Origin of the sequence: Oryzomicrobium sp., assembly GCF_036820405.1 — a bacterium.
Taxonomy (GTDB): Bacteria; Pseudomonadota; Gammaproteobacteria; order Burkholderiales; family Rhodocyclaceae; genus Oryzomicrobium.
In genome coordinates this window covers 175773-189385 of sequence record NZ_DAISLS010000006.1, presented here as the reverse complement: position 1 = coordinate 189385, position 13613 = coordinate 175773, and the positions used below count along the sequence as shown (strand labels likewise).

At 67.8% G+C, this 13613-nt stretch carries 11 protein-coding genes; 5 read left to right on the top strand and 6 right to left on the bottom strand.

The genetic code is table 11. From position 1 onward, the window contains the following. The first annotated feature begins 356 nt into the window (after window positions 1–356). Window positions 357–1682 (top strand): methyl-accepting chemotaxis protein, encoded by a 1326-nt coding sequence (locus V7Z98_RS07355; protein WP_334157521.1) that lies wholly within the window; start codon window positions 357–359, stop codon window positions 1680–1682. A 166-nt stretch (window positions 1683–1848) separates the two neighbouring features. On the opposite strand, the gene V7Z98_RS07350 is transcribed toward V7Z98_RS07355, so the two are convergent. Together V7Z98_RS07350 and V7Z98_RS07345 are read right to left on the bottom strand one after the other, a co-directional pair. Next, a complete protein-coding gene (locus V7Z98_RS07350; RefSeq protein ID WP_334157520.1) occupies window positions 1849–3051 on the bottom strand; it encodes a Ppx/GppA phosphatase family protein in 1203 nt (400 codons plus the stop codon). Continuing rightward, a complete protein-coding gene (locus V7Z98_RS07345; protein WP_293263805.1) occupies window positions 3026–3601 on the bottom strand; it encodes a DUF4337 domain-containing protein in 576 nt (191 codons plus the stop codon). Before V7Z98_RS07345 ends, V7Z98_RS07350 begins: the two co-directional genes overlap by 26 nt. 175 nt (window positions 3602–3776) lie before the next feature. On the opposite strand from V7Z98_RS07345, the gene V7Z98_RS07340 reads away from it, so the two are divergent. After that, complete coding sequence (locus V7Z98_RS07340; RefSeq protein ID WP_334157519.1) at window positions 3777–4307, top strand: hypothetical protein; 531 nt, start codon at window positions 3777–3779, stop codon at window positions 4305–4307. Window positions 4308–4322: 15 nt separating this feature from the next. After that, on the top strand, window positions 4323–5552 hold the full coding sequence (locus V7Z98_RS07335) for an alpha/beta hydrolase family protein (protein ID WP_334157518.1): 1230 nt from the start codon (window positions 4323–4325) through the stop codon (window positions 5550–5552). Between the two features lie 170 nt (window positions 5553–5722). Here the strand turns inward: V7Z98_RS07335 and V7Z98_RS07330 are convergent, their stop codons facing one another. Next, a complete protein-coding gene (locus V7Z98_RS07330; protein ID WP_334157517.1) occupies window positions 5723–6892 on the bottom strand; it encodes a mandelate racemase/muconate lactonizing enzyme family protein in 1170 nt (389 codons plus the stop codon). Window positions 6893–7137: 245 nt separating this feature from the next. Here V7Z98_RS07330 and V7Z98_RS07325 point away from each other — a divergent pair, with 245 nt between their 5' ends. Both V7Z98_RS07325 and V7Z98_RS07320 read left to right on the top strand, forming a co-directional pair. Next, window positions 7138–8052, top strand: a complete 915-nt coding sequence (locus V7Z98_RS07325) for a LysR family transcriptional regulator (RefSeq protein WP_334157516.1) — start codon at window positions 7138–7140, stop codon at window positions 8050–8052. A 597-nt stretch (window positions 8053–8649) separates the two neighbouring features. After that, entirely contained in the window at window positions 8650–9186 is a 537-nt protein-coding gene (locus V7Z98_RS07320; protein WP_334157515.1) for a hypothetical protein, read from the top strand. A gap of 208 nt (window positions 9187–9394) precedes the next feature. Here the strand turns inward: V7Z98_RS07320 and rlmF are convergent, their stop codons facing one another. From rlmF to V7Z98_RS07305, 3 genes are all read right to left on the bottom strand, one after another. Next, window positions 9395–10654 carry a 23S rRNA (adenine(1618)-N(6))-methyltransferase RlmF gene (gene rlmF / locus V7Z98_RS07315; RefSeq protein WP_334157514.1) on the bottom strand — a complete coding sequence of 420 codons (1260 nt, stop codon included), beginning with the start codon at window positions 10652–10654 and terminating at the stop codon, window positions 9395–9397. Window positions 10655–11359: 705 nt separating this feature from the next. Further along, window positions 11360–12427, bottom strand: coding sequence for an FUSC family protein (locus tag V7Z98_RS07310; RefSeq protein WP_334157513.1), 1068 nt, complete (start codon window positions 12425–12427; stop codon window positions 11360–11362). A gap of 767 nt (window positions 12428–13194) precedes the next feature. Next, window positions 13195–13587 carry a hypothetical protein gene (locus V7Z98_RS07305; RefSeq protein ID WP_334157512.1) on the bottom strand — a complete coding sequence of 131 codons (393 nt, stop codon included), beginning with the start codon at window positions 13585–13587 and terminating at the stop codon, window positions 13195–13197. Window positions 13588–13613 lie beyond the last annotated feature (26 nt).

The following is a 13613-nucleotide window of genomic DNA, read 5'->3' as shown; positions in this document are numbered from 1 at the left end:
CGCCGGGCGCGGCCAATGCAGAAAAGCGCCGTCGCCCCAAGCCGGCCAAGGCGCATTCCCGTTGCCCTGCCGGCAGGGTTGCGCCTGCCGGCGTCATGTTCGCTGCCACCCCGCCAGGCGGGACGCGGTCGTGCACGGTTACCAGACCGCGACAAATCCCTACCGGCAACCCACCTGTTCGTCCTAGACAAAATTATTTTTTCGGTAGAATTTCGGTAAAAATTTAGTTTTATCTAAGACAAATACGCAACAACCGCAATGCAGCAGTAAAATAGGCCTCGCCCGCGCATCGAGCAGCCCCTTCGGATGCCCGGCGCGCAATTTTCGGCCCCGCATCCAGACGAAAGACAGCCCCCATGTTCGGTTTCACTTCCGCCCTCAAGCAGCAGCTCGCTGCCAGCGAAGCCGCACGGCTCCCCCTGCAGAGCCTGGTCGATGCGCTGCACCGCACCGTGGCGATGATCGAATTTTCCCCCGACGGCACCATCCTGGAAGCCAATGACAACTTCTGCTTGGTGATGGGCTACCGGCGGGACGAAATCGTCGGCCAGCACCACCGCATCTTCTGCACGGCGGAACTGGCCGGGTCGGCCGAATACGGCCGTTTCTGGGAGCAGCTGCGTCGCGGCGAGGCCTTCAGCGGCAAATTCGAGCGCCAGCGCAAGGACGGCAGCGCGGTCTGGCTCGAAGCCACCTACTTCCCCGTGCGGGATGCCGGCGGCGCGATCAGCCGCATCGTCAAGATCGCCAACGACATCACCGCGCGCATCGTCGAGGCGACCCACACCCGCAATCTGGTGAGCGCCCTGGACCGCTCCATGGCGGTGATCGAGTTCGACGTGGACGGCATCATCCAGGGGGCCAACGACAATTTCCTCGCCACCCTGGGCTATCGCCTGGAGGAAATCCGGGGCCGGCACCACCGCATGTTCTGTACGCCGGAATTTGTCGATAGCCCGGCCTACCAGGACATGTGGCACCAGCTTGCCCGGGGCGAGTTCTTTGCCGGGGAATGCGAGCGGGTGCACAAAAACGGCCAGAGCATCTGGCTCGAAGCCACCTACAACCCGATCCAGGACGATTCGGGCAAGATCTACCGGGTGATCAAGGTCGCCACCGACATTACCGAGCGGGTGCTGCGCCATCGGGCCGGGCAGCGCGGCGTGCGCACGGCCTACGAGGTGTCCCGGGAAACCGAACAGCTCTCGGCCGACGGCGAGCGCATCATTCTCCAGGCCATCGACAAGATGCGCGGCCTGGCCAGTCAGGTGGGGGAATCGTCGCGCCAGGTGGAAAGCCTGGGGGCGCAAACCAGCCAGATCACCTCGATCGTCAACACCATCAAGGAAATCGCCGACCAGACCAACCTGCTGGCCTTGAACGCCGCCATTGAGGCGGCCCGGGCCGGCGAGGCCGGCCGCGGCTTCGCCGTGGTGGCCGACGAGGTGCGCAAGCTGGCTGAACGGACCGCCCGATCCACGACCGAAATTTCGACCATGATCAGCACCATCCAGCAGGAAAGCCACGCCGTGATCGACGGCATGGCCGCCAGCCTGAGCGAGGTGGAGGCCGGCGTGGCACACGCCAACGAGGCGGGCACCGCCATCAACCAGATCCGCCAGGGCGCCCGCAACGTGGTCGAAGTGGTGGAAAAGCTCTCCGAGACCGTGCGCCGCACCTGATCCGGCGCAATCCTCCGGCCCCATGCCCGTTATTCGGGAAGGGGCCGAAAAGCCCAATCCGGCCCCCGACGGGGCCGGCGCCATGCCGATCCCTTGCCCTGGCCCTGAGCGCCCGAACGGCGCCAGGGCAAGACAGCGGCCCGCTTGCCGGGCCGCGTCCAAGGGGTCAGGGCCGTGGTGGCGGCGCCTCGGCCGGGCAGGTGGCCGGATCGCTGGCATAGGCGGCCAGGCCCTGGCGGCCCAGCCGCTCCAGGTAGCAGCCGTAGCGCTCCCCCCAGGCGTAGGCCCGGTCATCGGCCAACAGGCCGGGCAGGTTGGTCAGGTCCAGTTCGGCCACCTTCAGCACGGTGCTGCCGGTGGCGCGCAGCAAGCCTTCCACCAGCAGCATGTCCGACAGCAGGTAGGCGGCGTAGCGGGGCTGGCTGCCGACCCGGTCGGCGGTTTCGGCCAAGGTCAGGCCGGCGAGCCGGTCGATGGCGGCGCTCAGGCTGGCGAGCGACAGCGTGCCGAGTGTGGAACCTGCCGCCGCCTCATCCTTTTTCCCTGCGGCCCCTTGCAGCCGCTCCAGCGCGGGCAGCACGCCCCGGGTGACGGGACGGCTGATGGCCGTCAGGGTCACCGAACCGCCCAGGGCCTGGGCGGCGGGGCGCAGTTTCTCGCCCAGCCAGTTGCGTACGGCGGCGAGCTGTTCCGGGGCCAGGGGTTGCAGGACGCAGGGAGCATCGGAGCTGCGGCGGATCACCTGGCAGAGCTGGCGGTGCCAGACCTTCTGGCCCAAGTTGTCGCCGAAGGAGGTGTGGGCTCCGGCGATTTGCAGGCTGCCGCCGCCGATGTCGAGCACGTGGCTGGTGGTCAGCGCCTCGCCCAGCGCCTGCCGGGCGGCGAAGTAGCCGTAGGCCCCCTCGACGGTCTGGGGGATGACCAGGAGCGGCACGCCGCTCTTGGCGCGGATCGTCGCCAGGGTGGCCGCCAGGGCGGCCGGGTCCCGGGACAGGGCCAGGCGCCAGGCGGAAAAGCCGCCGGCGACGCGCCGGCAGCCGGGGTCGAAGCCGGCCTGGGCGGGCAGGCCGGAGGTGGCGAAAAGGGCCGCCACGGTGGCCGGCACGGTGTCGTCCAGGCTGCGGCCGGCCATCAGCGGGGCCAGGTAGTCGATGTCCGCCCGGGGCACGGCGGCGCTGCCCGTGGCGCCGGCGCGAATGCCCGAGGAGCCCACGTCGAAGGCCACCCGGCAGCCGTCTGCCGGCGGGGCGTCGGCCCAGGCCGGGGCCGCCAGCAGCCCCAGGCAGAACGCCGCCCCCAGGACCAGGCGGCGCGGCACGGCGGGCATCATCGGGCCGGCCCGGTCAGAGGTGCAGGTAGGCCAGGACACCGGCCACGACGCCCAGGCCGGCAGCGCTGAACACGCTCCCCAGCATCCAGCGCTTGCGGGTCAGCAGGGTGATGGCCGCCAGGGCGATGGCGATCTGCAACAGGGTGGTGGCCAGGGCCCAGCGCTCGTGAACGTGCATTTCCAGCTCACTCTGGTGGTCGGCCTCCTTGGCGGCGGCTTCGAGCTTCTCGGCGTCGGCCTTGATCTCTTCCTTTTCCTTCTTGTAGCGCTCCACCGCCTGCTTGAACTTCTCCTGGGCCTCGCCGCTGGTCAGGGTCACCGACAGCTCGGCCAGGTTCTGCTTGTTGCTCTTGGCCTGGTAGTAGTTCCACTGGTTCGAGGCCGCCGTCTTCTGGATCGCCGCCTCGTTCTTGTAGAGCAGCGCTGCGTTCTGGGAATGGCCGCCCATGTAGCCGAAGATGGCGCCGATGGTGGACAGAATCGCGGTCAGCACCGCCAGGCGGGCCGTGAAGCCGTCGCCGCCATGCTGGGCGGCGTGCTCGACTTCGTGGTCGTGGGGACCGTGGACGTGGAAACCGTGACCGGACATGCAAAAGCTCCTTGATGCAAAACAGGGTTGGGGTTGGAAAGGCTCGGATTTTAACGTCCGGAGGCCCTGCCCCGAGGGGGGATTCCACGGAAATATTCCGAAACAATTGCTAACGCCGGGGAAGCGCGGAAATCACCTAGCATTCATTGCACCACCCATCACGAGGAGCACCGCCATGAACCGTCTCGTCCGCCCCCTGGCCACCACCTTGCTGACCGCCGCCCTGCTGTGCGGCGCCGGTCTGGCCAGCGCCGCCGATACCCCTGCCACCCAAACGCCCCAGGCCGCTCCCCAGGGCACCGCTGCCCCGGCCGGCCAGCCCGGTGCCGATACCGCCAAGCCCCGCCACGGCGGCCACCACCATCATTTCGATTGCAGCAAGGCCAAGGACCCGGCCCAGTGCGAGGAAAAGCGCCAGGCCATGCGCGCCCGGATGGACGAGGCCAAGAAGAGCTGTGAGGGCAAGCAGGGCGCCGAACACCGCAGCTGCATGCGCGACGCCATGTGCGCCAAGTCCGCCGACCCGGCCAAGTGCACCGAACGGGCCCAGGCCCGCGCCCAGCGCCACCAGGCGGCCATGGCGGCGTGCAAGGACAAGCAGGGCGACGACAAGCGCGCCTGTCTGCGCGAACAGCGCCGTGCCAACGCCCCGGCTGCCCCCGCCGCCACGGCTCCCGCTGCCGCCCCGGCCCCGGCCACCAAGTAAGCCTCCGGCTGCGTCATGACCGTGACCCCGCGCCTTTCCCTACCGCAGCGACTCGGCCTCACCGCCCTGACCCTGGCCATGGCGCTGCTGTCGGGCTGCGCCGGGCGCGGGCCGGCCAAACCGGACGAAACCCGGGTCAAGCAGTTCGCCGGCCGGGGCTACCAGCCCGACCAGCGTTACGAGGCCCGCACCACCGACCTCACCCTCAACGCCGGCCGGCCCCTCGATGCCACCCTGGCCCTGCCCCAGGGCCAGGGCACCTTTCCCCTGGTGGTGTACCTGCCCGCCATGGGCGAAGGCCGCCGGGCCGGCGCCGCCTGGAGCGATGCCTGGGCGCGCAGCGGCTACGCCGTGCTCACCCTCCAGCCCCTGGGCGAGGACGCCGGCGCCTGGTCTTCCCCCAGCGCCCGGGCCGGGGATTTTCTCAGCCTGGCCCACGCCCGCTACTCGGCCCAGGCCATGGGTGCCCGCCTCGACACCTTGGGCCTGGCCCTGGCCGACCTGGCGCGCCGCCAGGGCCGCCCAGGACCGGATGACGCCCCCCTGGCGCGGATCGACCTGACCCGGGTGGCCGTCGCCGGCTACGACCTGGGGGCCTACACCGCCATGGCCGTCGCCGGCGAGGAGGTGCGCGGCGTCGCCACGCCCCCTGCCCTGCCCGTCCAGGTGGCGGCGGTGGTGGCCTTGAGCCCCTACGCCGATTTCTCCGGCGTGGCCCTCAGCCAGCGCTACACCCGTATCAAGGGCCCGGTGCTGTCGGTCACCGGCAACAACGACGGCGACGCCACCGGCCTGGTCAACACCGCCTCGCTGCGCCGCGCACCCTACGAATACATGCCCGCCGGGGGCAAGTACCTGCTCACCCTGGCGGATCTGCCCCACAGCGGCTTCGCCGGCGGCCCGGGACGCCAGGACGCCGGTGCCCAGGGCGAACGCCGGCCCAGCGAACCGGCGGCGGCCCCGGAGGTCGGCGACGACGGCCACTCCCAAGGCGGCAGCTCCAGCAGCGGGCGTAGCCGCCGAAAGGGCGGCGGACAGGGCGATTCCGGCAGCCGTGCCGGCGGCCGCTCCGGTGCTCAGGCCGGCATGTCCGCCACCAACCAGGCGGTGGACGTGGCCGCCATCCAGGGCCTCACCACCGCCTTCCTCGACGCCTACGTGAAGGACGATTCCATCGCCCGGGAATGGCTGGAAAAGGATGCAGCCCGCTGGGTCAAGGACATCGCCGAACTGCGCCACAAGTAAGCCCCGAAAAACCGAAGGCCCATGGCCGGAACCCTGAGCCCCGCATCCAGCGGGCGTTTCCGGCCATGGGCCTTTTTGCGCCTTTACTGGCGCGGCGTTCCACGGGGGCACCGTGAAAGTCCGCGCCAGTAGTGGCTTTCAGGCAGCTTGCCTGAGCGGGGCCGAAGCGGTCAGGCTTCGCCCAGCTGCTTCATCTCGGCGTACAGGTCGGCCTTGCCTTCGAAGCCGATGCCCGGCAGTTCCGGCAGGGTGACGTAGCCGCCCTCGACCTTGACCCCATCGGGGAAGCCGCCGAAGGGCTGGAACAGGTCCGGGTAGGATTCGTTGCCGCCCAGGCCCAGGCCCGCGGCAATCGCCAGGGACATCTGGTGGCCGCCGTGGGGAATGCAGCGGGACGGGCTCCAGCCGTTGTCCTGGAGCATTTGCAGGGTGCGCAGGTACTCCACCAGGCCGTAGGACAGGGCGCAGTCGAATTGCAGCCAGTCCCGGTCCGGACGCATGCCGCCGTAGCGGATCAGGTTGCGGGCGTCCTGCATCGAGAACAGGTTCTCGCCGGTGGCCATGGGGCCCGCATAGTGGTTGGCCAGCTCGGCCTGGAGGGCGTAGTCCAGGGGATCGCCGGCCTCCTCGTACCAGAACAGGTCGTACTGGGAGAGGGCCTTGGCGTACTCGACGGCGGTCTTGAGGTCGAAGCGGCCGTTGGCGTCCACCGCCAGCTTGTGGCCGCTGGGCAGGATGGAGAGGATGGCCTCGATGCGCTTCAGGTCGTTGGCCAGGGTGTCGCCGCCGATCTTCTTCTTGACCACGGTGTAGCCCCGGTCCACGTAGCCCTGCATCTCACGCTTGAGGGCTTCCAGGTCCTGGCCGGGCCAGTAGTAGCCGCCGGCGGCATAGACGAACACTTTGCGGTTGGGGGTGCCGCTGCCGTAGCGCTCGGCCAGCAGCTGGAACAGGGGCTTGCCCTCGATCTTGGCCACCGCGTCCCAGATCGCCATATCGATGGTGCCCACCGCCACCGAGCGCTCGCCGTGGCCGCCGGGCTTCTCGTTGGTCATCATGCAGGCCCACACCTTGTGTGGGTCCAGGTTGGCGCCGGTGTCGTCCTGCAGGGATTCGGGAGCAGCCTCCAGCAGGCGGGGACGGAAGCGCTCGCGGATCAGGGCACCCTGGCCGTAGCGGCCGTTGGAGTTGAAGCCGTAGCCCACCACCGGCTTGCCGTCGCGGATCACGTCGGTGACCACCGCCACCAGGGACAGGGTCATCTTGGAAAAATCGATGTAGGCGTTGCGGATGGAAGACTTGATCGGGAGGGTGGCTTCCCGGATATCGACGATGCGCATGGCGGTTCCTTCGCGGTTCTCTGGTGGGGTTGGGGTGGGTGGCGGGGGGCCGTGCTTGCGTGCCGCGCTGGGTAATACCCCCTTGGCACGCTGCCGGCCCTTCTCCGCCATGCCCGGTGGCGGTGCCGCGCAGTGCTGCGGCGCGTTGCGGCTTTCCCCAGGCATGCAACAGGACGAAGGATACAAAGTTCCTGCCGCTCTATAATCAACCGCGAAATCACACCATTCGTGAGTTGAATTCCAAGATGAGCCCCACCGACACCGCCCCTGCCAGTTCCTCCCCTTCCGATCTGGCCTTCTTCATCCTGGTGGCCAAGCAGGGCAACCTTTCCGCCGCCGCCCGGGAACTCAACGTCACCCCCTCGGCGGTAAGCAAGCGCCTCGCCCAGCTCGAAAACCGCCTCGGCGTGCGCCTGGTCAACCGCACCACCCGGCGCATCAGCCTGACCCACGAAGGCGAGTCCTACCTGGCCGGCGCCACCCGGCTGCTCGGCGAAATCCGCGAAATGGAAGAACAACTCGCCGGCGCCCGAGCCGTGCCCCGGGGCCTGCTGCGCATCAACGCCACCCTGGGCTTCGGCCGCACCCACATCGCCCCCCTGGTGGCCGACTACGCGCGCCGCTACCCGGAAGTGGACGTCCAGCTCCAGCTCACCCACCGCCCCCTGGACCTGGTGGAAGAAGCCTTCGACTTAGGGATTCGCTTCGGCGAGCTGCCCGACACCCGCCTCACCGCCCGGCGCATCATGGCCAACCGCCGCCGCCTGCTCGCCGCCCCCGCCTACCTGGCCCGCCACGGCCGCCCGGAAACTCCGGCCGACCTGACGAAACACCAATGCATCATCCACCGCCAGAACGACGACGCCTACGGCGTGTGGCGCTTTACCAAGGGCAAGGAGATGGAAACGGTGAAGGTGCGCGGCGCCCTATCGAGCAACGACGGCGACGTGGTGCAAAACTGGGCCCTGCAAGGCCTGGGCCTGGTGGTCCGCTCCGAATGGGACGCCGCCCCCCTGATCGCCGCCGGCCGCCTGGAAGTACTCCTCCCTGACTACGCCCTCCCCCCCGCCGACCTGCACGCGGTGTACCCGGAACGGCTGCACCTGTCGGCCAAAGTGCGAGCGTTCATTGATTTGCTGGTGGGGCATTTTGAGGGGTAGGGGTGGGGAGATTATTGACTGTCTGCGGTTGGCCGAGAGCGCGTTTCCAAAGCAGGCTTTGGTATTGTGCCCCTCCGGGCATAAGTGCCGCACATGACTGACGTATAATCCGGAATACATAAAAATTTCTTAGGCATAACAACGCACTATCCTGCGTTGAATTCCAGTTTAGGCGCTACTTCAGCAGCTTATATGCCGTCTACTTCACGTTAGGGCACTGAGGCATCACTTCCACCAATCATGTGGCTCTTCTTAGCTGCCTCGGCATTGGCCAGCATTGCAATACCTCTGCTCTTGCGCAGTTTGCGTTTGCATTACGGTGCGCTTTTTGCAGAGCTTGGGCAGCCGCGCGTCCTGCAACTTTTTTCCCATGACCCCTCGCACTGGAAAATCCAGTTCCGTTTTCTTTGGTTTGTGTTGTCTGGCCGTGTCATTACATCGACTGCTGGCACATCTCGCATACTCGCATCATTGACCTGGCTCGCCTACGCAGGCATGTTGTCGGGGTTGACTTGGTTCATTTACCTTGCAGCCACTAATGCACTGCACTAACCCAGCGCTCAACCCCACTCCCTTCAGTCCCAGAACGCTCCACTCGTGTCCATTAACTCTGTGGTAGAGCGCCTCACCATGCGCAGTCAGTATCGCGTCACAAAGTACGATCCTTCGTTTCGGGACGCCAATGGCGCATTTCTGAGAGACGATTGGACTTCCTATTCCGATATCGGTCGCATCTATAACGGCGCACTACTATCCGAATCGCAATATCTCACTGTAGAGAACGCATATCTGCTCTCGATTGAGGAATTTCTCCGCGAAGCTAGGATTGAAACACTTCAACTACGCGGGCTTGAGCACAACGCTCGTCATACCCTTCCGCAATTCATTCAACCTCAGGCATTGCTCAGTGCTTCCCAGTGCGTTGAGTTCGCACGCATTGCACTGCGTGAAATTGTTTGGGGCATGTTGGTCGCTCCCGGGCAGGCCTATGTCCACTTTGGCTACGATTACTACATGTACATTCGGCTTCCGACTAAGTGCCCTAAGGCCATTACGGCAGCCCATGCCCGTGGTTTGTTTGTCGAGCGATTTCGGTCTCCGTATCTCCGAGAGCACTCTAACCCTGCGGGCTAGGGGGCATTGGGCGTCTAGATATGATGCCGCGTAGAAAACGACTCCGGAACATGTGCCACAGTATTGCCCACCATGCGGCGAGCGACTTGTCCTAAGCCACCAACTGAACGTTCATCGATGCCGCTTCGCGGTGCAGCTTAATCTAGGCGCTAAACGTCTACTTGCCCTAATCGGCTCAGCCCACACTTGGTCGCTCACGGCCATACCCCTAAAACCCCCACCCCACCAGCCGGCTCTGCTTCTGCCCCTGGGCCATGGGGATCACGACGGTACGGCGGGCGCCTGCTCTCGCCAGGGCGCGCTGGATGGCGGGGAGGTTGTCGGCTTTTGACACCAGGGTGGTGAACCAGCGGCATTGGCTGGCGAAGGCCGCGCTCTCGGCGGTCATGCGGGTGATGAAGCCGAGTTCCCCACCGGGGCACCACAGTTCAGCGGCGCGGCCGCCGAAGTTGAGGGCGGGGGCGTGGCGGGTGGCGGCCAGGTTCTGGTGTTCCCGGGCCAGCCGGGCCGGGGCGCCGCGGCGGGGGTCGTCTCCGCGCCCGTGCTTATCGCCATATCCGCCGCCGTCCCGGCCCTGCCCCGGCCCCTTGCCGGGGGCGGCCTCCCGGCCCAGGTTGCGCCATTTGCGCTCGGTGCCGGCCCGGGCGTCGTCGGGAGAGGCGTGGAAGGGCGGATTGCACAGGGTCAGGTCGAAGCGTTCGCCGGGGCGGATGATGTTGCGGAAGATGGACTCCGGCGCGGGTTGGCGGCGCAGCTCAATAGCGGCCTTGAAGTCCGGGTTGGCGTCCAGGATGGCCTGGGCGTTGGCCAGGGCGCCCCGGTCCACGTCAGCACCGACGAAGCGCCAGCCGTATTCGGCATAGCCGATCAGGGGATAGACGCAGTTGGCGCCGACGCCGATGTCGAGCACCCGCACCGCCGGGCCGGTGGGGATGGGGCCGCGTCCGGCCTGGGCCAATTCAAGGGCGCCCTGCCCCGTGTCTAGACCCGGGTTTGCGCCCCCTTGTTGTACGCCCCGCCCTTCGCCCCGCACACCATTCCCCTCGCCGCGCCCTGGGCCGGCCCGACCGCCGCCGCTCTGGCCGCCATTGCGCCCGCTCCCCTCCCCCACCAGCAGGTCCGCCAGGCAGTGGATGTAGTCGGCCCGGCCGGGGATGGGCGGGCACAGGTAGCCGGCGGGGATGTCCCAATCGCGCACGCCGTACTGGACGAGCAGCAGCGCCCGGTTGAGGGCCTTGACCGCCGCCGGGTCGGCGAAGTCGATGGACAGGTCGCCGTAGGGGTTGGGGCCGACAAAGGGCGCCAGCTCGGGGCTGGCGGCGATCAGGGCGGCGAAGTCGTAGCGGCCGGTGTGGCGGTTGCGCGGGTGCAGGGCGGCTGCCTTGGCGGGCGCGGCGGCATTGGTGGGCTTGGCCGATTTGGCGGCGTGGGCGGATCGGGGCGCGGCGGCGCGAGGGGTGGCGCGCATGGGGGTGGCTCGGGGTCGGAAGGCAAAAGGGTGGAACAGGATAAACGAGCGAGCAAGGGTCGGGGGTAACTGGCCCCTAGCACCGGCAGCCACCGCCGCCAGGGGCCAGGGCATTCGCCGGCATGGCCGGATGCCAGGCAACCGGACAACGGTGGCTGCAAGCCTCCCGGGGCGGGGATCGGGGAGAACCAGGATGGAGCGCCCCCGGGTGTAGAAAACGGTGGCGGACATGCCGGCACCGTGCTTCCCGGGCATCGCCCGCGCCCCTTGCTCGGCCCACGAGGTTTTCCCCGCTTTTCGTGGGTAAGGCTGTGGATAAGCCGAAAAACCGCCTTCCGGGTCAATGACATGCCACGCTGCCTCAAAAACGAGCAGGGGCGCGGTTCTTCACGGCATTGCCTCTGAAATCGAGTATTGGCGCGGCGTTCCAGCATGGCATCGCCAAACCCCGCGCCAATATTGGGGTTTGGGGCGATGGCATTTTCATCCGACGGCACCGGGGGGCGCAGCCCGCACCGCAAGCCGGCCGTTCGGCGCCTTGCCGGCATGGTGCCGGCCGGGGCGATATCGCCGGGGCGCGGTGCCCGGGGCCGCGGCAATCAGCCCGATCAGCCCAATCAGCCTACGCAGCCCACAATCCACCCACCGCCCGGCTGGCCTACGCTCCGTCCCTCTCGCCCCTCTCATCCACTCCGCCCGCCGTCCTCACGGCAGCAGCCGGCGCGGCGTCAAACGGCGCAACTGGCGGCCCAGCACATCGCGGAAGCGCGGGCTGTGCAGGCAGGCGCCGCCGACCAGGCCGACGACGCAGCCCAGCACGGTGTCGAGGAAGCGGGCCTGGATCATCGCCCCCGGCGGACCCTGGCCGAAGGTGGCGGCCTCGGCCAGCAGGATGGTCATGGGGGTGATGAAGATGGCGGCGAAGACGTAGTGGCGCACCACGGCGGTTTCGACCACGAAGGTGAGCAGCATCATCACCAGGGCGATGCTCCAGTTGCCCAAAGGCAGCGCCAGGATGCCCCAAGCCACCAGCAGGCCGATGGCGGTGCCGAGCAGGCGGTGCAACTGCTTGGTCCACACGGCGCGCAGGGACATGCCCTGGATCACCACCAGGCAGCTCACCGGCACCCAGTAGGCCCGCTCCAGGTGCAGGGCCTGGGCGAGGACCAGGGAAAGGCCGACGAACAGGCCGATCACCACCGAATCGAAGACGACGAAATCGAAGCTGGCCGGCGGCAGGGGCGCCACCGGCTGGGGCGCCTGGCGGCGCAGCACGTAGAGGCTGTAGAACAGGGCCACCAGGCAGGCCAGCAGCGCCCCCATGAAGATCAGCCCGACCCGCAGCGGCACCTGCTCCACGGTGGTGGGCGAATAGGCGCCGATGGCGGCGACCATGACGAAGAACAGGCCACCCGGCATGCTCACCCGGTAGAAGCGGCAGACCATGGACACCAGGATGGTGATGAAGGTCAGGGCCACCATCATCAGGGCCGGCACGAAGTGGCTGATCAGCCCCAGGGCGTAGCTGGCCGCCAGCCCGAAAGCGCAGGCCATCAGGGACACCATGCGGTGGTAGAGGGGCGTGTTGGGGGTGTAGAGGAACACCAGCCCGCCCAGGGACGAGATCAGGCCATAGTCCATGTGGCCGAACCAGGCCCCCACCAAGAGCGGCAGGCCCGAGGCCAGGGCGGCGGCAAAGGGCATCTGCCAGGGCCGGTCGCTGGGGTTGATGGTCACCAGCTGGCGCCATTCCTCCCGCAGCAGGGCGAGCAAGCCCCGCCCGGGGCGTCCGGCGCCCGCGGAGGATGCGTCGGATTCCCCTTGCGGCTCGCGTTGCGCTTGAACTTGAAATTGCGCTTGCGATTGCGGCGAATGTGGTGATTGCGGCCCCGTGCCCTGGCCCATGGCGACTCCCGGTGTGGCGATGACGGCCCGGCGCGCTGTAACGGCCGCGCCGGGGAAGGGAAAGTATACGCCCCGGGCCGGAGGCGCCGGCGGTCCCCGGGGATGGTGGAAAGCCCGTATGGCGGCGGAAACGGTGCCCGTTAATGGCGTAAGTGGAACCACCGGGCGTCGGAGAACAGCGCACGGCGCTCGGGACTGCCCAATCCCTCTTCACGTCCACCGCGACAGCCTGAGCCCTGCTCACGGGCTGGGATATCCCGCCCTCCCCCGGCACGCCGGTCGGTCCATCGCTTATCCCCGCTTTCCGTGGGCAAGCCTGTGGATAAGCCTAAAAACCACCTGGCGGCTCAAGGATATGACGCACTGCCTGAAAAACAAGCAACGACGCGGCTCTTCACGCCCCCTGGCCGCAACGCAAGCACTGGCGCGGGGTTTTGCAGGGGGCAATGCGGCCGCCGTACCGGAACGGCGAAACAGCGCTTACGACCCCAGATTGAAGATAGCGAGCGCCGCAGAGCCAATCGCGACACCGCCCTTAGCCTCCCGAAAACCCGCGCCAGTAGCGGAGTTCCAGGCATCCACCGCGCAATGCCGAACAAGATGCGGCACCACGCCGATGCCGGAGCCCGGCGCCCTCATGGAGTGCTGGCGCCCTCCTCTACGGCGTCGAGCAGGCGTTCGCACTCGGCCATCAGAGCCTGGGCCGTATCCGAGGTGTGGTTCGGGTCCAGGGCGTCCTGCATGGCGTGGACGGTGTACAGCCCCGCCTCCCGGGAGAGGGCGCCGGCCACCTGGCGGGCCAGCACGTCGCTCAGGGCAGACAGGTGGCGGCGCTCGGCCAGGGGCAGGCTGCGCTTGGTGCGGCCCAGCCACTCGGCGGCCAGGGTCGCCCCCTGGGCCTCGGTAAGCCACTGGCCGTGCTCGTAGTAAGCCGCCAATCGCTCGGCGGTGAGTGCGAACACGAGGGCGGCGCGCACGCCGCGGGAATTGGCATCGGGCAGGGGCGAAACGGAAGAGTCGATGGCCATGGGAAGAAGGGGGCTGGGGAAAAAAG